The organism is Phocaeicola plebeius (genome assembly GCF_003437535.1).
Taxonomy (GTDB): Bacteria; Bacteroidota; Bacteroidia; order Bacteroidales; family Bacteroidaceae; genus Phocaeicola; species Phocaeicola plebeius_A.
This window is the reverse complement of the sequence record NZ_QSQT01000016.1, coordinates 1-21,871: the sequence shown is the minus strand read 5'-3', so window position 1 is coordinate 21,871 and position 21,871 is coordinate 1. Positions and strand designations below refer to the sequence as shown.

15 protein-coding genes and 1 pseudogene are annotated in these 21,871 nt (G+C 45.2%); 6 read left to right on the top strand and 10 right to left on the bottom strand.

Annotated elements, in window-relative coordinates:
- Positions 1-57 precede the first annotated feature (57 nt).
- Both DXD04_RS09470 and DXD04_RS09465 read left to right on the top strand, forming a co-directional pair.
- Positions 58-672, top strand: a pseudogene (locus DXD04_RS09470) (DUF3307 domain-containing protein); the annotation flags it as partial.
- A gap of 3 nt (positions 673-675) precedes the next feature.
- The gene (locus tag DXD04_RS09465) at positions 676-3,609 is read left to right on the top strand and encodes a TOTE conflict system archaeo-eukaryotic primase domain-containing protein (protein ID WP_117672887.1); all 2,934 of its coding nucleotides are present in this window, start codon (positions 676-678) and stop codon (positions 3,607-3,609) included.
- Positions 3,610-3,732: 123 nt separating this feature from the next.
- On the opposite strand, the gene DXD04_RS09460 is transcribed toward DXD04_RS09465, so the two are convergent.
- The 4 genes from DXD04_RS09460 to DXD04_RS09445 form a co-directional block, all read right to left on the bottom strand.
- On the bottom strand, positions 3,733-4,839 hold the full coding sequence (locus DXD04_RS09460) for an HAD family hydrolase (RefSeq protein ID WP_117672885.1): 1,107 nt from the start codon (positions 4,837-4,839) through the stop codon (positions 3,733-3,735).
- Between the two features lie 73 nt (positions 4,840-4,912).
- Positions 4,913-6,829 carry a molecular chaperone DnaK gene (gene dnaK, locus DXD04_RS09455; RefSeq protein ID WP_117672883.1) on the bottom strand — a complete coding sequence of 639 codons (1,917 nt, stop codon included), beginning with the start codon at positions 6,827-6,829 and terminating at the stop codon, positions 4,913-4,915.
- Between the two features lie 190 nt (positions 6,830-7,019).
- Positions 7,020-8,099, bottom strand: a complete 1,080-nt coding sequence (locus DXD04_RS09450) for a PspC domain-containing protein (RefSeq protein ID WP_117672880.1) — start codon at positions 8,097-8,099, stop codon at positions 7,020-7,022.
- Between the two features lie 12 nt (positions 8,100-8,111).
- Complete coding sequence (locus tag DXD04_RS09445) at positions 8,112-8,441, bottom strand: PadR family transcriptional regulator (protein WP_007563549.1); 330 nt, start codon at positions 8,439-8,441, stop codon at positions 8,112-8,114.
- A gap of 167 nt (positions 8,442-8,608) precedes the next feature.
- Between DXD04_RS09445 and DXD04_RS09440 the strand changes: the two genes are divergently transcribed.
- Entirely contained in the window at positions 8,609-9,106 is a 498-nt protein-coding gene (locus tag DXD04_RS09440) for a GNAT family N-acetyltransferase (RefSeq protein WP_117672987.1), read from the top strand.
- A gap of 51 nt (positions 9,107-9,157) precedes the next feature.
- On the opposite strand, the gene DXD04_RS09435 is transcribed toward DXD04_RS09440, so the two are convergent.
- From DXD04_RS09435 to DXD04_RS09415, 5 genes are all read right to left on the bottom strand, one after another.
- Positions 9,158-9,790, bottom strand: coding sequence for a LysO family transporter (locus DXD04_RS09435; protein ID WP_007563544.1), 633 nt, complete (start codon positions 9,788-9,790; stop codon positions 9,158-9,160).
- Positions 9,787-10,065: a LysO family transporter gene (locus tag DXD04_RS09430; protein WP_007563542.1), complete on the bottom strand. Its 279-nt coding sequence runs from the start codon at positions 10,063-10,065 to the stop codon at positions 9,787-9,789. Before DXD04_RS09430 ends, DXD04_RS09435 begins: the two co-directional genes overlap by 4 nt.
- A gap of 523 nt (positions 10,066-10,588) precedes the next feature.
- Positions 10,589-11,878 carry a TolC family protein gene (locus tag DXD04_RS09425; protein ID WP_117672878.1) on the bottom strand — a complete coding sequence of 430 codons (1,290 nt, stop codon included), beginning with the start codon at positions 11,876-11,878 and terminating at the stop codon, positions 10,589-10,591.
- A gap of 36 nt (positions 11,879-11,914) precedes the next feature.
- On the bottom strand, positions 11,915-15,004 hold the full coding sequence (locus DXD04_RS09420) for an efflux RND transporter permease subunit (protein WP_117672876.1): 3,090 nt from the start codon (positions 15,002-15,004) through the stop codon (positions 11,915-11,917).
- A gap of 15 nt (positions 15,005-15,019) precedes the next feature.
- Complete coding sequence (locus tag DXD04_RS09415; protein ID WP_259296075.1) at positions 15,020-16,045, bottom strand: efflux RND transporter periplasmic adaptor subunit; 1,026 nt, start codon at positions 16,043-16,045, stop codon at positions 15,020-15,022.
- Between the two features lie 209 nt (positions 16,046-16,254).
- Here DXD04_RS09415 and DXD04_RS09410 point away from each other — a divergent pair, with 209 nt between their 5' ends.
- Complete coding sequence (locus DXD04_RS09410) at positions 16,255-17,169, top strand: AraC family transcriptional regulator (protein ID WP_117672872.1); 915 nt, start codon at positions 16,255-16,257, stop codon at positions 17,167-17,169.
- 86 nt (positions 17,170-17,255) lie between these two features.
- Here the strand turns inward: DXD04_RS09410 and DXD04_RS09405 are convergent, their stop codons facing one another.
- A complete protein-coding gene (locus DXD04_RS09405; RefSeq protein WP_117672870.1) occupies positions 17,256-18,779 on the bottom strand; it encodes a DUF4301 family protein in 1,524 nt (507 codons plus the stop codon).
- A gap of 134 nt (positions 18,780-18,913) precedes the next feature.
- Here DXD04_RS09405 and DXD04_RS09400 point away from each other — a divergent pair, with 134 nt between their 5' ends.
- Positions 18,914-21,124: a RelA/SpoT family protein gene (locus tag DXD04_RS09400; protein WP_117672868.1), complete on the top strand. Its 2,211-nt coding sequence runs from the start codon at positions 18,914-18,916 to the stop codon at positions 21,122-21,124.
- Between the two features lie 102 nt (positions 21,125-21,226).
- Complete coding sequence (locus tag DXD04_RS09395; protein ID WP_007563525.1) at positions 21,227-21,631, top strand: DUF1573 domain-containing protein; 405 nt, start codon at positions 21,227-21,229, stop codon at positions 21,629-21,631.
- The last annotated feature ends 240 nt before the right edge of the window (positions 21,632-21,871 follow it).

Below are 21,871 nucleotides of genomic sequence, written 5' to 3'. Positions count from 1 at the left end.
AGTCTGATATTGGCACATGTCATAGGCGACTTCTACCTGTAAAATGATAAATATTGTACACAGAAAGAGGAAAGGAAATTCAAAAGCTGGTTCCTGTATGTGCATTCGCTTATTATCGGTGTGGTATCATGGGTAGTTGTTCCTGTTTATGAATTCAGATTTTATGCCCTTGCCATTGCTTTTTCCCATCTGGTGATAGATGTTATCAAAACATATAGCCCAAAAGGATTATGGAATTTTGTGATTGATCAGATTGTTCATTGGGCGATATTGATTATAGTGACATCTTCCTTTGACACTACAACAAAGCTACCAATCCAATCAATGGATTGCAATGGCAGCTTCTCAATACCTCTGTTCATATTAGCGATATTATTGTGCATCAAGCCTGCAAACATCCTGATTAAGTTGGTCTTAAAAAAATATCAAGTTGGAGAAACACAATCCTGTGAAAACATCAAAAATGCAGGAGCGTTAATTGGAAATTTAGAACGAATTCTTACCATCATATTCGTTATCCTTGGGCAATATGAAGCAATCGGTTTTATCATAGCGGCAAAATCCATACTTCGATTCAAAGACACGGATACAGCAAAAACAGAGTATGTCCTTGCCGGAACGTTTCTAAGTTTTGGAATTGCATTGCTGTGTGGTTTAATGGTAACAAAATAACAGATGGACAGTTTTCAAGAGAAATACAATGCGCTTGTCATTAAATACAATGCTCTGCTTGCCGAAAATGAAGAACTGAAGTCAATACTTTCACAGCATGGTATAGTGTATTCCACCATCAAATGTGCTGATGAAAGCACAGCATTTTCTTCCATAATATATCCTCCAATCAAACTCTCTATTGATGAGAAAATTGCATTGTTCCGTAACTTTTTCAAGGGACGAGATGATGTATTTGCACGACGATGGTTCAGCAAAACCACAGAAAAGGGTGGTTATCAACCTGTCTGCATCAACGAATGGCGTAGAGGAATATGTGACAAGAAAAAGCATAAATGCGCAGAGTGTCCCAACCGCAATTTTGCCCCGTTAACCAATCAAGACATATACCGACATCTGGAAGGTAAAGATGAGAACGGATGTGATGTTATCGGTCTGTACGTCGTTAATTCTGATAATAAATGTTCTTTCCTGTGTGCTGATTTTGATGACAAAAATTGCACTCATGGATATAAGAACGACGTATTGGCATTTATTTCCATTTGTAGAGAGTGGAGAATTCCGTTCAGTATAGAACGCTCACGCTCTGGCTCTGGCAATGGTGCGCATGTGTGGACTTTCTTTAATGAACCCATACCGGCCTGCAAAGTAAGGAAATTAGGCAATACAATTCTTACGGAAGCCATGAAGCGCAATGGACGGATTACATTCGATTCATACGATCGTTTCTTTCCCAATCAGGATAAAGTACCGGAAGGCGGATTCAGCAATCTCATTGCGTTACCATTGCAGGGAAAAGCCAGGAAAGCAGGAAACAGCATTTTTGTAGATGATCAGTTTCTCCCGTTCCAGGATCAATGGACATACCTATACAATGTAAGAAAAATAGATGAAGATACCGTAGATGCATTATTGACACAGCATCAGCAGGAAGATTTTGGAACATTGGCCACATCTTCGGAAAATAAACCGTGGGAAATACCAGTCGTACAAGATGTGAGCCAGGAAGACTTTAACGGCAGACTTATAATACATAAATCAGACAGGATATATATTCCTTTAAAGTCTATTTCAGATAAGGCTAGTAATCATTTGAAACATATTGCGGCGTTCAAAAATCCTGAATTTTACAGCAAACAAGCGATGCGTATTTCCACATATAACATTCCTCGTATTATCTGCCGTGCAGATTTTACCGATGAATATCTGGCAATGCCTCGGGGGTGCGAGGATGCCATTATCGACATACTGTATTCCCTCAAAATTGATTATGAAATAGTTAATAATACAAATCATGGTAAACCTATTGGCGTAATATTCAAAGGAAAGGAACGCGATGAACAGTTGGATGCCATTAATGCCCTCATGCCATATTCCAACGGAGTGTTGTCTGCAACAACAGCCTTTGGAAAGACTGTTACAGCCGCGGCTCTGATTGCCAGAAGAAAGACAAATACACTTATTCTGGTACACTCCAAGGCATTGCTTATGCAATGGCATGAATGTCTGTCTGAATTTCTTGACATAAATTTTACAGAAGAGGAGATTTCCAAGAAACGAGGCAGGAAGAAGGCTTTTTCTCCGGTCGGGTGTCTTGATTCTACCTCTAACACGTTGCATGGCGTTATTGATATAGCTCTTATACAGTCATGTTTTGACAATGACGAAGTCAAGCCTTTTGTAAAAGAATACGGGATGGTCATTGTGGACGAGTGTCATCACGTATCTTCCATCACATTCGAGAATGTATTAAAACACGTTACGGCACATTATGTCTATGGACTTACTGCCACTCCTATCCGCAAAGATGGTTTGCAGCCTATTATCTTCATGCAATGCAGTCCGATTCGTTTTTTTGCCGATGCCAAGGCACAGATACAGCAGCAGTCGTTCCAGCGTTATCTTGTGCCGAGATTTACATCTTACAGACCTGTTACCGATGATAAACAATCGTTTACGGCACTATCACAATCCCTCGCAGAATCGGAAATACGGAATAATCTTATAATAGAGGATGTCCTTAATGTTGTGGCTGCAGGCCGAACACCTATAATACTTACTGCCAGAACTTCTCATGTAGAATTGCTTGCCGAAATGTTGAAGCAGCATGTAGCCAACATCATACAACTCACAGGAGAAGGGACTGCAAAGAACAAGAGAGAAACGCTGCAAAAGTTACAGGATATACCCAAAGATGCCCCTCTTGTAATAGTAGCCACGGGAAAATATGTGGGAGAGGGATTTGACTATCCACGACTTGATACACTGTTTTTGGCACTACCAATCTCATGGAAAGGATTGGTGGCACAATATGCCGGACGTTTGCACCGTGAGAATGAGGGCAAGAAAGATGTTCGTATTTATGACTATATTGATATACACGAACCTGTTTGTGAGAATATGTATCGTAAACGCCTAAAAGGATACTCTGCCATCGGTTATCGTGTACTGTCAAAAGATACTCAGACACTGTTTGATAATACAGATGACTTACAAACATCATCATATGAAGGACAGATTTTCAATGGTAACACATTCCGTTTGGCATTTATGCAAAATTTGAAAAGTTCAAGACAATCTATTGTCATATCCTCTCCAAAACTCTATCGTACAGAACGAAACACATTTGTTAAAATGCTCAGAGAGTTTCATGTAAGTGGTGTTCAAATTGCAATTCTTACATCAGAGGAAAGCAGTCAGACGAATTATCTAAAAAGTTTAGGATTATATGTAAAGATTGTACCTAAACTATCTTTATCCTCGTGTATCATAGATAGGTCCACGGTCTGGTATGGCAGTATCAATATACTTGGCTATGTAACAGAAGAAGATAACATTATTAAAATCACAGATGGTAAACTTGCAAATGAGCTACTTGATATCATGTACGATGAACATATGAATCCACGTGGTTCTGACATTCGTATATCCCATTAAATATTTAATGGCATCCATTTTCCAGCAATAGTGAAGAAATACGATGGTGAAAGCTATGGAAAATTTTGGACAGTGTCTTATATTATGACGAATTCTTGGATGACACAGAAATAGAATAATAAACTACCCAAGGGACGAATAGAAAAACGCTATGTCTTCGTCATCTTTTATGTAAGATACTTGATTATTTTTCTCTGCTATTTGCTTTAATTGTTGTCTTTCTTTATCACTCCAGTTATTGAAAGCCTTCAATTTTGAAATAACAAAATGAGTCCGCGCAAAACTATTACTGTTTTCCAAATCCAATATGAGTTTTTCTTTTTCTTTAACTTCTTGAACCTCTACATTTATATTCTGATTGAGCTGCTCCTTTTGATTTTTATAATGAAAAGACACAAGTTTTTCATTTGAAGCCGTTTGTTCAATTATAGTTTTTACGAGAATATCCAATTCTGAATTTTCTGTATAATCTGCCGGAGCAAAATATTTAATCCTTTTATCTTCCATCATTTTGTACACTTTTCTCTTATCTTGAGTTTCCGGATTAAAAACTCCTATTGAATGGCCGGAATTGGTATTAATAAGTTTCATACATGGCATATCAGTATCGCTGTCACCTATATAAATCATGTTTCTAAAAGGAATACGAATATTCTCGGGCTCAAAATAATCATTGACGGCGAAATCATTTACATCCAATGTTCCTTTTTCTATTCTAAAAAGAAATTGTGTCTTGCTTGTATAATTTATAACTTGTGCAGGCCACTGAGCTACACCATCTTTATCATAATAAAATGAACTAGCATAGATTTTCTCAAATTCATCTGCAACCTTAGTTCCTTCAATCATTTCTTTCAGCCCAGAAGATATGATGTAATGTTCCACAATTACCCCCTTACTTTCTCCATATTCCCTGATTCTTTTAAACCACGTATCTACACCAGGAAATAACTTTACTTTCGCTCCATAATCCATTAAGGCCTCTCTGTTAAAAACAAACTTTCCATGAGCTTTTTGAATCATTGTAAACATATAGGCAAGGTTTTGGTCCATGTCGTTTTCTTCAGCCAATCCGTTCGATTCTTTCCAGAAAGACTCGACTTCATATCCAACCGATTGAATATACCCTTGAGCCTGCATATCATCAGGAGACAACGTTTTATCAAAGTCGTAACATATTGCTACTACTGGTTTATCCTCTTTTGACTTTCTTAAAAATTCCTTACTCATAAATGTCATATATATAAATAAAAAAATGAGGCATAATCCTTATAATCATGCCTCATTTCTATTATTTTATTCTTTATTTCACTTCCTCAAAGTCAGCATCCTGTACATTGTCATTGTTCTTGCTTGAACCCTGACTTGCATTGTTATTTGCCTGACCTGCGTTAGGACCAGCCTGAGCACCACCTGTCTGAGCGTACATTTCAGCACTTGCGGCCTGGAATGCAGCCTGAAGTTCTGCGCTTGCAGCATCGATACCAGCCAAATCCTGAGCCTTGTGAGCGTCTTTCAGTTTCTGAAGAGCAGCTTCGATAGGAGCTTTCTTGTCAGCCGGAATCTTATCGCCAAGGTCTTTCAACTGATTTTCTGTAGAGAAGATCAAGCTGTCTGCTTGGTTCAACTTGTCGATGCGTTCCTTTTCTTTCTTATCAGCTTCTGCATTAGCTTCAGCTTCAGCTTTCATACGGTCGATTTCTTCCTTGCTCAAACCAGATGAAGCTTCGATACGGATAGCTTGTTCCTTACCTGTAGCCTTATCCTTAGCAGAAACCTTCAAGATACCGTTGGCATCGATATCGAAAGTTACTTCAATCTGAGGTACACCACGACGAGCCGGAGCGATACCTGTCAGGTTAAACTGACCGATTGACTTGTTCTGAGCAGCCATCGGACGTTCACCCTGCAATACGTGGATGGTAACTTCTGTCTGGTTATCAGCTGCAGTAGAGAACACTTCGCTCTTCTTGCACGGAATGGTTGTGTTGGCATCAATCAACTTGGTCATTACACCACCCATTGTTTCGATACCCAGTGTCAACGGAGTGACATCCAGCAATACGATGTTACCTACACCAGCTTCCTTGTTCAATACGGCACCCTGGATACAAGCACCTACGGCTACTACTTCGTCCGGATTTACACCCTTAGAAGGAACTTTACCGAAGAAGTCTTCTACCAGTTTCTGTACAGCAGGGATACGTGAAGAACCACCTACCAGGATTACTTCGTCGATATCAGAGTTGCTCAAACCTGCATCGCTCATTGCTTTCTTACAAGGTTCAAGACAAGCCTGAATCAAGTTGTGAGCAAGCTGTTCGAATTTAGCACGAGTTAAAGTCTTAACCAAGTGTTTAGGCACACCAGCTACCGGCATGATGTAAGGCAAGTTGATTTCAGTAGAAGTTGAAGAAGACAATTCAATTTTTGCCTTTTCAGCAGCTTCCTTCAAACGTTGCATAGCCATCGGATCAGTAGTCAGGTCAGCACCTTCGTCGTTCTTGAATTCCTGAACCAACCAGTCGATGATAACCTGGTCGAAGTCATCACCACCCAGGTGAGTATCACCGTTAGTTGACAATACTTCGAATACACCGCCACCGAATTCCAGGATAGAGATATCGAATGTACCACCACCAAGGTCGAATACGGCAACCTTCATATCTTTGTTAGCCTTGTCTACACCGTAAGCCAATGCAGCTGCAGTCGGTTCGTTCACGATACGTTTTACATCCAGACCAGCAATCTGACCAGCTTCCTTCGTAGCCTGACGCTGAGAGTCAGAGAAGTATGCCGGAACGGTGATGACAGCTTCTGTTACTTCCTGTCCCAAATAATCTTCAGCAGTTTTCTTCATCTTCTGCAGAATCATTGCAGAGATTTCCTGCGGAGTGTACAGACGTCCGTCGATGTCTACACGCGGAGTGTTGTTGTCACCCTTTACTACTGAATAAGGTACACGAGAAATTTCTTTCTGAACCTGATCGTAAGTTTCACCCATGAAACGTTTAATAGAATATACTGTACGTTTCGGGTTTGTGATAGCCTGACGTTTAGCAGGGTCACCTACCTTACGTTCGCCGCCGTCTACGAAACCTACTACTGAAGGAGTGGTACGTTTACCTTCGCTGTTGGCAATTACCACCGGTTCGTTACCTTCAAATACTGCAACACATGAGTTTGTTGTTCCTAAGTCAATACCAATAATCTTTCCCATAATTGTATCTATTTTTATTATTTTCTAATTTGGTTTATTCTGTAACGCCGAAACGTTACGCCCTTTAAAAGACAAATGCCATGCCAGAACACAAAAAAGCCCGTGCCAGCATTTTTTTCTGACACGGACTGCCATTTTGGCTGTTTTATGTGACATTCTTGTCTCACACATTCAGGTGAGACTGACAAAATCAGAGGAACTCACCCCAGAAAGGAGCTGACAAAAGAGGTTCTGTCAGGAAAGGAATCTGGAAGAACAACACAATTCCTATGGCCAGGGCAATCATCCACAACAATACCAGCACTACTTTCGTAGAGGTGCCCATGGGCTTCCAGCTACCGAACGACTGCATGACGGCCTGAATCAGTCCGGCTACCGGGATACCGACAATCAGCAGACCACATACGGTGAGCCCGACAATCATTCCCGGCATGGTGCACACACCACCCCAGTCTACCCAAGGCAATATATTATAGAAGAAGGCAGGCAGACTGACGATGACTCCCGTGGCGGCCATCAGCAGGGCAAACAAGACGATGAGTCCTACCAGTAGGAAAGGAGCGCAGCATATCAGCAACAACACCAGGCAAAGTTTCAGCAGGAAACCGACCACGGCTACCACCCCATTGCCAAACTTATGCAAGGCAGAGCGGGGCTGTTCTGAATGAACATATTCGTTCACCTTTTCAAAACCGTCGGTCACTGTCCGGCCGATGTTTTCCACATTGATGGGTTCTCCGCGCATCTGCAACTTTTCCGTAGCCGTATGTGCCAGCGGGATGATAATCCATGCCAACAGATAAGCCAGAATCAAACCATGAATAAAAAATCCGGCCAAAATAAAGACGATGCGGGTCCAAGTCACATCCCAGCCGAAATAAGCTGCAATGCCCGATACCACTCCACCCAGAATACGGTCGTCCGGATTACGGAACAAGCGGCGGCGAGTTTCCGTCGATTCGCTATCGAAAGTCTTGCTGTTCGATGCAGACGGGTTACCGTCTTCTTCGCCATTCAGTTCCTCCGGCTTTCCCATACGGGCAATTACCTCTTCCACCTCTTTAATAGTAATTACCTGTAATCCGCCACGCAATGCCTCATCAAACAGTTCGGCAATACGGGATTCTATGTCGCGCACAATCTCTTCCGCTCCTTCATCCTTACGGAAATGGTAGCGGAGGTTGTTCAAATAATTATCCAGCAGGATATAGGCATCTTCATCAATATGATATACGGTGCCACCTAAATTTACAGTCAGTGTCTTTTTCATGTCATGTGATTTTTAAATGTTTTGTCTTAAATGATTCACCGTGTCGGAAAGTCCGTCCCAGGCACTTTCCAGTTCTTTCAGAAATTCCTCCCCTTCCGGAGTCAGTCCATAATACTTGCGGGGCGGTCCTTGCGTGGACTCCACCCACTCGTACGACAGGAGTCCGTCGTTCTTCAGGCGGGTCAGCAACGGATAAAGCGTGCCTTCCACCACAATCAGCCGGGCCTCTTTCAGCTTCTGGATAATGTCGGAAGAATAGGCAGACTCCCGGTGCAACAGCAACAGAATGCAATACTCCAGCATTCCCTTGCGCATCTGCGATTTTACATTGTCTACATTCATTTCATCTCATTTATCTTGTATGACACAAATATAGGTTTTACATTAATACTATGTATTACAAGGTATTATAATTTCAAAACTTTTAACAAGTTTATGTTTCGATAAAACCCATACATACAAAAGATAAACTACTTTTGCAGAAAACACATTATAAAAAGGAAATGCCTATGTTTACGATTAAAAAAGCTACTCTTGCAGACATTGAAGTCATCCGGACGCTGGCGACACAGACCTTTCCGGCTACCTACCAGCACATTCTGACTCCGGAACAGATTGATTACATGATGGACTGGATGTATTCCAGCGAGAGCCTGAGAAACCAGATGGAGAAAGAGCATCACATTTACTACATTGCTTACGAGGAATGTGAGCCTGCGGGCTATGTGTCCATCCAACAGGAGGATACGGATTTGTTTCACTTGCAGAAGATTTACGTACTCCCCTACTTCCAGAAATACAAACTCGGACGGCAACTGTTCCAGCAGGCTATAAAGGGCATCAAGGAACTTCATCCGGAACCTTGCCGCATGGAACTGAATGTGAACCGACAGAATCCTGCACTTGGATTCTATGAGCACATGGGCATGAAAAAGGTTCGCGAAGGGGACTTTCCCATCGGCAACGGATATTACATGAACGATTACATCATGGGCATGGACATCTAAGGCTCCCCGCCGCCGTTTTCATCTCTTTGCTTTGCAGACGGGGGATTACTTCTACAGCTTGCAAAACAAAGAAATGAAAAACGGCACGGACATGTCGACCAGCAGCCCATGGAAGATGGCAAGGGGCACCATTTCCTTTCCAGACACACGGATAATGGAGGGAAGAGCTACATCGACCGAGGTTACTCCGGCCACCGAAATAGGAGCCAGTTTCCCGAAATACTTGCAGATGAAAGGAGCTCCTACCAGTGCCACCAGCTCGCGGATGACATTCGTCAGAAGTGCAATCGTGGCCAGTTCCGTAGCCAGCTGCGCACCAAGATCGGGGGTTTTGAGTTCCATAATCAGAATAGACGAAAGCGAATAATATCCCAGTCCGCTGCCCACGGCCAGACAGTCGAACACACTCCAGCGAGTCAGTAACACACTGACCAATGCCGAAAACAACAGGGTTCCTCCGATGGTGGCCAGCGGTATCAGCAGCATCTTGGGACGGAAACCACGAAGCAGTTCCTTGAAATCCTCTCCACCGCCAATGCTGACGCCTACCTGAAACATCAGGGCATACAGAATATACATGGACAAGTGGTGCGTATCTCCCAACTCCCATCCGGAAAAGTTCCACACGTAGCCTAACACACAGCCTACAAAGAACATGGACAATACCAGCAAACTTCCTTTCATTTTTCACCTCCTTCCTTAAAGAACAACAGATATACCACGCGTGCCAGCAACACACTTCCCGTAATGCCGGCCACACTGAGCAGCAACGCCTGTCCGCCGAAAGACCCTAAGTTTCCCACAATCAACGGATTGTAACCCACGGAAAGTCCTAACACGAACAGCATCAGACAAATGGTACACGAGATAGTCAGATTCACTTTTTTCAAAAAAGCACACATACGAAGGCTATATCCTGCCAGAATACCTGCCAGGACGATCAATAAAATAATCCACATAACAAAATTGAGAGTAAAAGTTTATAAGAAAGATTTCACAACACGTCAGGAAGACGCAACTTCCCGTGTCTTACAAACTTTCATGAAGAAATCCGCTGAACCAATGCGCACGGGCATGACATCTCCGGTAAAGCGCCGTACTGACCTTTATCCGAACTACCTTATGTTGCCTGCACATGTTCATACGCTGTATATTATATTCTAAATCTTTGTAAGTTCTAACCCTAGTCTATTTTTGTGAAAACGTAAAATATGTTTTTACGTTTTCCTGCCCGGAAACCTATGTTTCACTTTGCAAAGCCGTACGTTTTCCGGTCGGGAACCCTACGTTTCTCACGTGAGAAACCTACAAAAGTTCCTGAAAAAGCTACATCTTCTTCAGGACGTTTTTACTTTATCTGCTTCCCAATTGCGCTGCAAAGATAGCTCAAATCAAATTAATATGCAATTAATATGCAGAATTTATCACAAAGGGCCATCGGAAATACTTCCCGACAGCCCTTCACATCAAGAAAAAGTTGTTTTAACGACGCCCCGTGACTTGCAGATATTCTCTTTTTTTCAATTCATAATCCGTATAGCTTTCCACATACTTGTCACGACTCTGCTGATACAAAGTCTGTGCATCAAGCAAATCGCTCATCGTGCAGGTGCCTGCCTTGTAATAATCGGTATTCAGGCGGAGATTCTCGGTGGACTGCTCAATGGACAGACGGGCAATCTTCATCTGCTCGTATGCCTCGTTCACCCCGTTCCAGGCATTCTTCATACGGATAACCAGCAATTCTCTCTGGTCGGCCAACTGGTTTTCCGTGTTCTTCACCTGAAGCTTTTCTTTCTTAATGGCATGACTTCCTCCCCACCATCCGGTCAGGGGAACGGTCACCGTAGCAAATCCCACCCAGAAACGCTGGTCTTCCGGCAAGAAGTTATGGTATACATAGCCTCCGCCAATGGCCACCGTAGGCAGGTTCTTTCCTACCACCATCTTGTATTGCAGGCGACTGGCCTTTACGTTTTGTTGCAGCAGGGCATATTCGCTGGTAAGTCCCAATGCCGATTCCGGATCGCAATAAAGGCTGTCAGGACGTGCAGGCAGCTGAGTATCCACCGCAAAGGCCACGTCAAGGGTATCGGATGAAAGTCCGGTGTACTGTGCCAGCATATTCTGGGATACCGACAAGGCATTTTCCACCTGCAAACGAGTACTCTTTGTTTCATTCTGCCGCAACTGTACCTGAAGCAAATCGTTCCGCGTCACGATTCCAGCCTGTACCGAAGCTTCCACATCACTCAGGATGCGTGCCAGTTGGGCTTCGACCTTGGACAGGGTTTTCAGCTTTTCTTTCAGTATCACTACCCGCCAGAAATATTGTTCCGTGGTGAGGCATACTTCATTGTCGGACAAGTTCCGTTGCAGGCGTTTCACTTCCACTCCTACCTTGGCCAGCTGGTTTCCGTTCACAATCTGTCCGCCGGTGAACAACGGCAGGGAGGCACCGACTCCCCCTGCTATTCCGTACTTCAGCATGGACATGTTCATGTCCGGTCCCAAACTCATCTGCATCAATCCTTTATCAGCCATGAAACCGGTTCCAGCCGCGCTCACGCTCGGAAAATAATTGGTAAATGCCTTTTTCTTATCCTGCTTGGCCATTTCCAGTTCATTGTTTGCATTCTTCATTCGCACATTGTTTGTCAAGGCAGCCTGAATGCATTCATCCAGCGTATAGGCTTTCTGTCCGAAAGCCCCATTCATGCACGCCCCACCTATCAATAGAAAAGCTATTATTCTGTTTCGATTCGTTTTCATAATGATTCTTCTTTTGATTGATTCCTAATCACCTCATCAGGCTTTCTCCAATGCTTCCAGCTGGGCACGTTTCTGACTGCTTCCCCTGAAAATCACTAGGTAAGCTACCGGAAGCACCGTCAAGAGGAAGAGCATGGTAATCAGCGTACCGTAACAAATCACCGTACCCATCGGCATCCAGAGTCCGCTCTTGCCCAATATCATCGGAATGACTCCCATGGAGGCAGCGGCCGAAGTCAGGAAGATGGGTCGCATACGTCGGCGGGCAGAATGGTAAATGGCATCACGCACGCATAGTTTCTCCGTAGCCCGAAGTTCCTCAGCATAGTCAATCATGATAATACCGTTACGCACGATAATTCCCATCAGGCTGATAATACCCAGTGTGCAAGTCATACCGAAATCCACTCCTTGTATCAGTACGCCCACTGCCGTACCGAACACACACAGCGTCATGCTGGCAAATATCAGTAGAGCAATGCTAATACGCTTGAAATGAGCCAGCAGAATGAAGAAGATGATGAAAGCCGCAATGGCCAGAGCTGCCATGATAGGCGGAAGGTTTTCATTGTCCTGCTCGTCGTCACCTCCGTAAGCCAACGTCACTTTATCCGGCAGAGGGATAGCTGCCACTTTTTCCTTTATCACACTCGTCAGGGCAGTCACGTTCACGTCACGGCGCACATCGGCCATGACCGTAATGGTATAGATACCGTTCCGGCGTACCAGCTGTCCGTCTTTTACGGAAGGTATCACTTCTGCCACCTGCCGCAAGGGAACCTGCGTACCGCCCAATACCGGAATCAGTTCGTTTTCCAGATCGGAGAAACCGGCACAATCGGCTCTCTCACTTTTCAATGTCACGGGGATGTCATAATCTCCTTCCCACACACTAGCCACCTTTATACCGTCGCCATAGCGCATGGCCAGCGTGCTTTCCAATTGCACATTCTGTATGCCCAGACGAGAAGCCTCATCTTCTTTCAGCACCACCTTGGCCGAAGTCTGCGGTTCACTGAAGTTGGTCTGTGCCAGCCGTATTTCCGGCATCTGACGCAACATGCTCAGGTATTTCCCGGCCACGGTTTTCAGTGAATCCAGATTCTCTCCACTCAGACGGAGTTCTATCGGATAGACTGCCTGACTGAAACTGATTTGCTTGAACCTTACCCGCACATCCGGAAAAGCATCGGTGTAACGCGGAGCATATTCATCCAGCAGTTCCACGGTTTCCTTGTTTCCCTTCGTGTTCACAATCAGCTGGGCGTAGTTCGTTCCTCCTAATTGCGGAGCGTATGCCGTATGGAAACGAGGGGAAGAACAACCGATAAATGAAGTGACGGAAGTCACCCGCGGGTCTTTACGGAACACATGCTCCATGGTATCGGCAGCCCAGGCCGTTTTTTCTACAGCCGAGCCCGTAGGCTGATAGATTTCTACGGCAAACTGGTTACGGTCGGCCACCGGCATCAGCTTTTGCGGCAGTTTTCCCATCAGGAAGATACCCACCAGCACGGAAACGATTCCTCCCAGCAGAGTAACATACGGATGGGCAAAACATTTGTCAAGCAACTTATTATAATAGGTTTGCAGGAGTTCCATGAACGAGAATCCTTTTTTATGCGAAGGTATCGGCTTACGGATGAACCAGAACTGCATGAACGGTACCAGCAGCATGGCTACCAGCAAAGAGATGCCCAGAATCAGCGTAATGGACCAGGGGAAACTCAGCAGGAAGTCGTGTATCATGCCTGGAATCACAATCAGGAAGGGGAAGAATGTGATACTGATGGCCAGTGTAGCTGAGAATATGGACTTGAAGAAATGTGTGGCACTGAAGATAGACGCATGCCAGCGCGACATTCCCTCTCCGATTTTCTCCAGATAACTGTCGATGATGACAATGGAGTTGTCCACAATCATTCCCAGCGTCACAATCAAGGCAGCCAGCGTCACGGTATTCAACTCAATGCCAAAGGCATAGAAAAGTCCCAGTGAGATAAAAATGGTAACCGGAATGGTGGAAGCAGCTACCAGTGCCACTCGCAACGGTAAAAGCAGCATCACCACAATCACTACGGCCACGATAGCAATCACCAGCTCACGCAAGAAAGCATTGACACTGTCGCCCACCACCTGTGCCTGGTCGGTAATGCGGAACATATTGACCTCCGACGGAAGCTCTGTCTTAAACTCTTCCAGCACGCGGTCGATATCATTTTCCATCTGTACGATGTTCTTTCCTTTCTTCATTTCCACACTCAGCAGGATACACTTCGTCCCGTCGTTCTTGATGTAGCTGTCGGCATGTGGATATTCCTTGACCACACGAGCCACATCCTGCAAGCGTACCACATTGCCCGACGGATCGCTGTACACAATCTGCTGCTGCACGTCGTACAGCGTGTTGAATGTCTTCTCCACGTGCACCGGCAATACATACTGAGGGGTCTGTATGCGTCCGCCCGTGGTCACGAATCCTTTGGCAAACAGCTGTCCGGCAATCAACTGCCCGTTCAGTCCATAATGCGAGAGACGTTCCGGGTCCAGGTAGATGGAAATCTGTTCGGCCCTTTCTCCGCTCACGGTGAGTCGTCCCACACTGCTGATGCGACGCAAACGGTTCTTCAGCTCATCCATATAGTCGGACAGTTCCCGATACGTCTTATCCTTGCTCTCCATGGTAATCAGCAACGCCGATGTATCGCCAAAATCATCCATCACCTGTATGGCAAGCACATTCGGCGGAAGCTGCGACTTGAAGGTGGCTACTCCATGCTTGAACTTGCTCCAGAACTCATCTTTGTTGTTCAGTTCGTCATTCAACTCCACTTGCACAAAGACAATCCCGTCGCGCGTAGTAGAGAACGTCTTCTCCTTCTTTACTTCCTTATATGAAAAGATGTAGTCTTCCAGAGGCTTCGTCACCTGTTCCACCATTTCATTGACCGTATTTCCCGGAGCCACGGCAATCACCATTCCCTGACGTATGGTAAAATCAGGAAATTCATTTTTCTGCATCTGCGGCAGACTGTATATTCCGAATGCCACCAGGCAGCACGTCACCAGAATTACAATCTGACGATAGTGCGTGGCCCATTCCACTATGTTCCTTTTCTTTTCCATTGTCTTACTTCATTTTTACAGTGCCAGAGGAGTTCCTTCGCACACTTTCTGCTGTCCTTCTACTATCACTTCATCCCCTTCATTCAAACCGTTCACCACCGTGACACCCGTCGCCGTGAACTTGCCGCACATCACCACACGCTTCGATGCTTTTCCATCCTCACCTTTCAGCCACACGAAGTAGTTGTTGTGTTCGTCCAGCTGAAGCACATTGGCCGGAAGTACGCACGCCTGACTTTTATCGGCATCCTGCAACCAGACTTCTGTCACCATGCCGGGCAGCAGTCCCGTATTTTTTGTCTGAATACCGACATTTACCTCATACGACCGTGACAGCGGATTGGCCTGTACACCTTTTTCCGTCACTACGCCTTCTGCCTTCGTTCCATTCAGAACCGGTGCCTCTATCACGGCTTTCTGTCCTCTTGCCACGCGCGCGATTTCCGTCTCCGGCACGGAAATCCGTACCTTCAGCCGGTCGTCGGATACCAGTTTCAGCACCTGAACACCAGGCACGACGTTCTGTCCGACCTCCAGACTCTTCTCGGCAATGACCCCGGAAAACGGAGCGTACAGCTGACAGTCGGTCAGATTCTTCCGGGCCACTGCCTCCATAGACTGCGCCTGCTGCAACTTGCTTTGTACTTCCACCCACTTCATTTCGGCCAGACTCCCTTTTTCATGCAATTCTTTCATACGTTGGTAGGCATCTTCCGCCTGCTTCAAAGCAGTCTTTGCCGCCTGATACGTATTCTGCATCGAAACCTCATCCAGTGTAGCCAGCAATTGTCCCTGCCGCACCCGGCTTCCTAAATCGACCTTTACCGACTTTACCCGTCCCATCAGCGGGAAACTTAATGAACTGCCGTTTTCCTCCTGCACCGTACCTGAAAAACGAACGGCTTCATTACGTACGGATGATACTACGCTCATCACTTTGACCTTTACCGGTTCTGCCTGCTGCGGTGCCTGCTCTTTATTTCCACACCCTGACATCACAGTCAGAAACAAACAAACGGCCATCAGATAATTCTTTTTCATAAATTCTAAAATGTTTAGTATGTCTGCAATTTGTGAGCGCAAAGAAAAAGGCATTACACGAAATATACGGCATACATACCACCTTGGAAGTGTTCTATTTTTCTATCCGTCCCCACTATCTTCCCTATGGAATACTCATCAGGAAAAATAGGACACTGAGAATTGAAAAACATTCTGTTCATTTGCAACCGAATAGATTAATCAATGTTATGGAGAAAGAAATAGAACTCATCAGAATGTCCAGCACCGAAATCATGGAAAAGGTAGCTGCCTATAAAGACGAACAGATTATCATCTTGAACCAGGTAAATAAAGTAAGTGAAACCGAACAATACTCCCCCATACGGGCTGACTTTTTCCTGGCGATCTTATGCCTGCGAGGAAAAGCGTCTTTATCTCTCAACAACAATTCTTATGAAATCGGTCGGAATGATTTGATGATTTGTCACCCGCAGACGCTGCTCAAACACGGCATGATAGGAGATGATTTTGAGTGCTGCGGATTCTGTCTTTCACCAGAATATGCCAAACGTATTTTTGTGATGTCCACATCCGCAAACAACTGGTACTCACGCCTGTACCTGGAACAGCATCCTATCATTTCCCTGAATGATGAAGAAAGCCAGCTTTTCTGCCAGTACTATAATCTGCTGAATTCCAAACTGACCGGTACTCCTCACCGCCACCAGAAGGAACTGATCAATGCCCTCCTGCAGGCCTTCATCTATGAATTTCAGGACTCCATGGAGAAATACATCCAGTTAAAACCGGTCGCATTCAATTCGTCCAACAATCTGTTCAATGCCTTCATGGAACTGCTGATATCTTCCTACCCCAAGGAACGGTCGGTAAGCTACTATGCCAACCGGTTGTTTGTCACCTCCAAATACCTGTCGGCTGTATGTAAGGAAAATTCCGGTGAAACAGCTTCCGACCTCATCACCTGTTATGTCATGAAGGATATAGTGTGCCTGCTGAAATCTCCCGATAAGAGCATCAAGGAAATTGCCAATGAACTCAATTTTGCTACTTTGTCATTTTTCGGTAAATATGTAAAAAGGAATTTAGGACTTTCCCCGAAAGAATACAGAGAGAAATTATCTCAACAAGAAGGAAATGTGTAATAACTTTCTTCATATATATAAAAAAGATGTCCGCCCATCTCACAAAGATGACAGGCGGACATTTTTATTTTTCCACTATCCGGAAATTACTGATGCTGTTCACGCAGCAAATCGTTCACGGTCTTTACCGGATTGAAAGTACTCAAAGGAACTTCTACGAACACGGTATTCCAGTCGCTCATTGAACCGTTCCACAAGCCCGGCAATTCGAGTGCCTTCAAGTCTTTTCCATTCTTTGACTTGTAAGAAATAAAGCCGGTAGCCTTATCCACATGTTTCAGCAAGTTGAACTTATTGCCCTTGTAGTCGCGAACGGCACATACCAAATCCACCGGATTGAAGTGTGTACCCTTTTCGAACATGGCTTTCTTTTCCGGGTCGTTCATATCAATCTGAGAACTTTCCAGAATCTGCAAGGAAATGGTTCCATCCGGATTATAGGCCAGGAACGGACCACCGCCCGGTTCGCCCACATTCTTCACCATACCGCAAACACGCATCGGACGATTCAGTTTCTTACGCAGATAGATGACCAAATCAGCATCTTCCAGCTCTTTCAAGTCCGTTCTGCGGCAACGCAACTGCTGCTGTACGAAGCGGATAATGGTTTCCAGCTGTTCGTGACTATAATGTCCGCCATCCAGCAGTTCCAGGTATTCAAATGCCTGCTTCTGCAGCGTAACCAATACACCGGCCAGCAACTTCTTGTAAGTCACGGTATCAGCTTTCAAGCGGTCGGGCACCACATTATCAATGTTCTTGATAAATACGATATCAGCATCCAAGTCGTTCAGGTTCTCAATCAAGGCACCGTGACCACCCGGACGGAACAACAATTTACCGTCCTCGTCGCGGAACGGTTTGTTTTCCATATCGGCAGCCACTGTATCCGTACTCGGTTTCTGTTCAGAGAAACTGATGTGATAAGTCGTACCATACTTAGCCTCATATTCGGCAGCCTTGGCAGCCACCAGTTTCTCGAACAATGCACGATGCTCAGTAGAGACAGTGAAGTGTACATTCACTTCCCCACTCTTTCCGGCAGCATACAATGCCCCTTCTACCAGATGTTCTTCCAGCGGTGTACGCACGCCATCTGCATAACGATGGAACTTGAGCAAACCTTTAGGCAGCGCTCCATAGTTCAGTCCGGCAGACTCCAGCAAGTTAGAAACCACTGCCTTGTAATTATGTTCAGACAACAGGGCATTGATGTTCTTTCCTGTATTATCCAAACAAGCCGCATTCAAGTCATTATAGAATGCAAAATCATGAATGTGATCGAAGAATTTCTTCTCAAAATCGGTAGTAGGTTTGTCATACTCGGCACCCAAGAATTCGAACATATTCTTGAACATACGGCTGGCAGCTCCCGAAGCCGGAACAAACTTGACGATTTTCTTATCACCTGCCTTGTATGCATCCCATGCGGCAAGATACTGTTCGCATTCTTTCTCATCGGCTTTCATAATACCTCCGTTTTCTACGGAAGCAGCTGCTGAAAGCTTCAAGAATGGAAACCCCTTTTCAAAACAAGCCAACTGTTCGGCAATCTTTTCTTCCAAAATGCCCTTCTTGGCCAACAATTCTTTGTCTTCGTGTGTTAACATAATAGTTTTTTATTTAGGTAATGAATTTCTTTCTGTTTTTAGAATTACGTCCAAAAATATAAAAAATACGGGAAGAGTGCACCATATCAACAGAAAAAAAGTAACTTTACCCACAAACAGCAAAACGAGGAATTATGGAGAACAACGACTTTTTTACACAAGAGGAACACAAACAACTGATTCAACTCTACAAACGACTGCTGCGGTTGTCGAAAGATACATTACAAAAGGATGACTGCCACAAGCTGAAAACCCATCTGGTCAAGGCAATGGCAGAAGGTACCATTCCGCGAAATGTATTCCAGATGAATCCCATTATCAAGGATATGCAGACGGCTGTCATCGTGGCCGAAGAAATCGGCATGCGCCGCGCCTCGATTCTGGGAATCATGCTCCATGAATCCGTGAAATACAATCTTTGCGGTCTGGAATCGGTCAAAGAGGAATATGGAGAAGACGTGGCCGGCATCATACGGGGACTCGTCAAAATCAACGAGCTGTATTCCAAAAGCCCCATCATTGAGTCGGAAAACTTCCGCAATCTGCTCCTGTCGTTTGCCGAAGACATGCGGGTCATCCTGATTATCATTGCCGACCGTGTGAACCTGATGCGGCAAATCAAGAACAGCCCCAACGAAGAAGCTCGTCTGGAAGTGGCCAACGAAGCTGCCTATCTGTATGCACCGCTGGCCCACAAGCTAGGACTGTACAAACTGAAATCAGAACTGGAGGACTTGTCACTGAAATATACGCAGCACGACGTGTACTATCATATCAAAGAGAAACTGAATGCCACCAAGCAGGCCCGCGACCGCTACATCGAGGCTTTTATCGAACCGATACGCAAAAAGCTGGAAGATGCCGGACTGAAGTTCCACATGAAGGGACGTACCAAGTCCATCCACTCCATCTACCAGAAGATGAAGAAACAGGGATGTCCTTTCGAAGGCGTGTACGACCTGTTTGCCATCCGCATCATTCTTGATTCTCCGCTTGAAAAGGAGAAACAGGAATGCTGGCAGGCTTATTCCATCGTGACGGATATGTATCTGCCCAATCCCAAGCGTTTGCGCGACTGGCTGTCCGTGCCGAAAAGCAACGGATACGAGTCACTGCACATCACCGTGATGGGACCGGAAGGGAAATGGGTGGAAGTGCAGATTCGTACGGAACGCATGGACGAAATTGCCGAAAAAGGTCTGGCAGCCCACTGGAGATATAAAGGTATAAAGGGAGAAAGCGGCTTGGATGAATGGCTGAACTCCATCCGTGAAACGCTGGAAAACTCCGACAGCGACATGGAGGCCATGGACCAGTTCAAGCTGGATTTATATAAGGACGAGGTATTCGTATTTACTCCGAAAGGTGACTTGTACAAACTGCCGCAAGGGGCTACCGTGCTCGACTTTGCCTTTTCTATCCACTCCAACTTGGGATGCCGGTGTACGGGTGCCCGCGTCAACGGGAAAAATGTACAGCTCCGCCAGAAACTGAACAGTGGCGACCAGGTGGAAATCATGACTTCGAATACGCAGACACCGAAGCGTGACTGGCTGACCTTTGTCACCACGTCGAAGGCACGCAACAAGATACGTCAGGCCCTGAAGGAGATTGCAGCCCGTCAGACACAGTTTGCCAAGGAGACACTGGAACGTAAATTCAAGAACCGGAAGCTGGAATATGATGAGGCCATCCTGATGCGTCTGATTCGGAAACTGGGCTTCAAGACCGTAACCGACTTCTATCAGAGTATTGCCAACGAATCGATGGACGTGAACGACATCATCGACAAGTACCTTGACATGCAGAAGCGGGAAACCGAGCAGCGCGAAGAAATCAGCTACCGCAGTGCGGAAGGCTTCAACATACAGCAGCCCACCGACGCGAAGGACTACAAGGATGACGTACTGGTCATCGACCGGAACCTGAAAGGACTCGACTTTACGCTGGCCAGATGCTGTAACCCTATTTACGGTGACGAAGTGTTCGGATTCGTCAGCATCAACGGTGGTATCAAGATTCACCGTTGTGACTGCCCGAATGCCAAGGAGATGCGTTCCCGCTTCCCCTACCGCATCGTGAAAGCCCGCTGGGCCGGAAAGAGTCAGGGCAAACAGTATCCGATTACCCTCCGTATTATCGGCCATGACGACATCGGTATCGTGACGAACATCACGTCTATTATTAATAAGGAGAACAACATCCTGTTGCGCTCCATCAGCATCGACTCACACGACGGATTGTTCTCGGGCATGCTGACGGTGACCGTAGACGACAACGCCAAGCTGGAATCGCTGATAAAGAAGATTAAAACGGTGAAGGGCGTGAAGCAGGTAAACCGATAACAACACTTCAAGTTTGTTAATTAACCTGCACAAAAGTAACAGTTTCACGCAAAAGTAGTATCTTTGCGAAGTTGTCAGAAGTAAGGATTAAAATCAAAGAAAATGAAGAAAATTTTATTTACAACCTTATTATGTGTCATGAATGTATTGTTTGTCATTGCTCAGGGAACGGCAGAAATTACATTCGAAAAGACCTCATACAACTTTGGCTCTTTCTCAGAAAGCAGTCCGAAAGTAACTTGCAAATTCAAATTTAAGAATACAGGCGACGGTCCATTAGTAATTCATCAGGCTATTGCTTCTTGCGGATGCACCGTACCTCAATATCCGAAAGAACCCATCAAACCGGGAGAAAGCGGTGAGGTGACAGTCACTTACAACGGTGCCGGCAAATTTCCGGGACATTTCCGTAAGACCATCACCCTGCGTACCAACTCAAAGAACGAAATCACCCGTCTGGTAGTAGAAGGTGACATGACTCCGGCATCAGCCGACATCAATCAGTAACAATTCATCATTTTTCATACTTGGCAGGAGGAACATTTTCAACGATGTTTCTCCTGTTTTTTTATGCCCGAAAATACACACGGAAAAACGTCTTTGAGCCTGGAAGAAAACGCAAGGACGTTTCAATTGAAACGCAAGTACGTTTTAGTTAAAACGCAAGTGCGTTTGACTCCAAACGTAAGGGCGTTTTGAAGTGTACTGAAAATAGTTGTCAGTTTGAAGATTAATTCCTGACAAAGT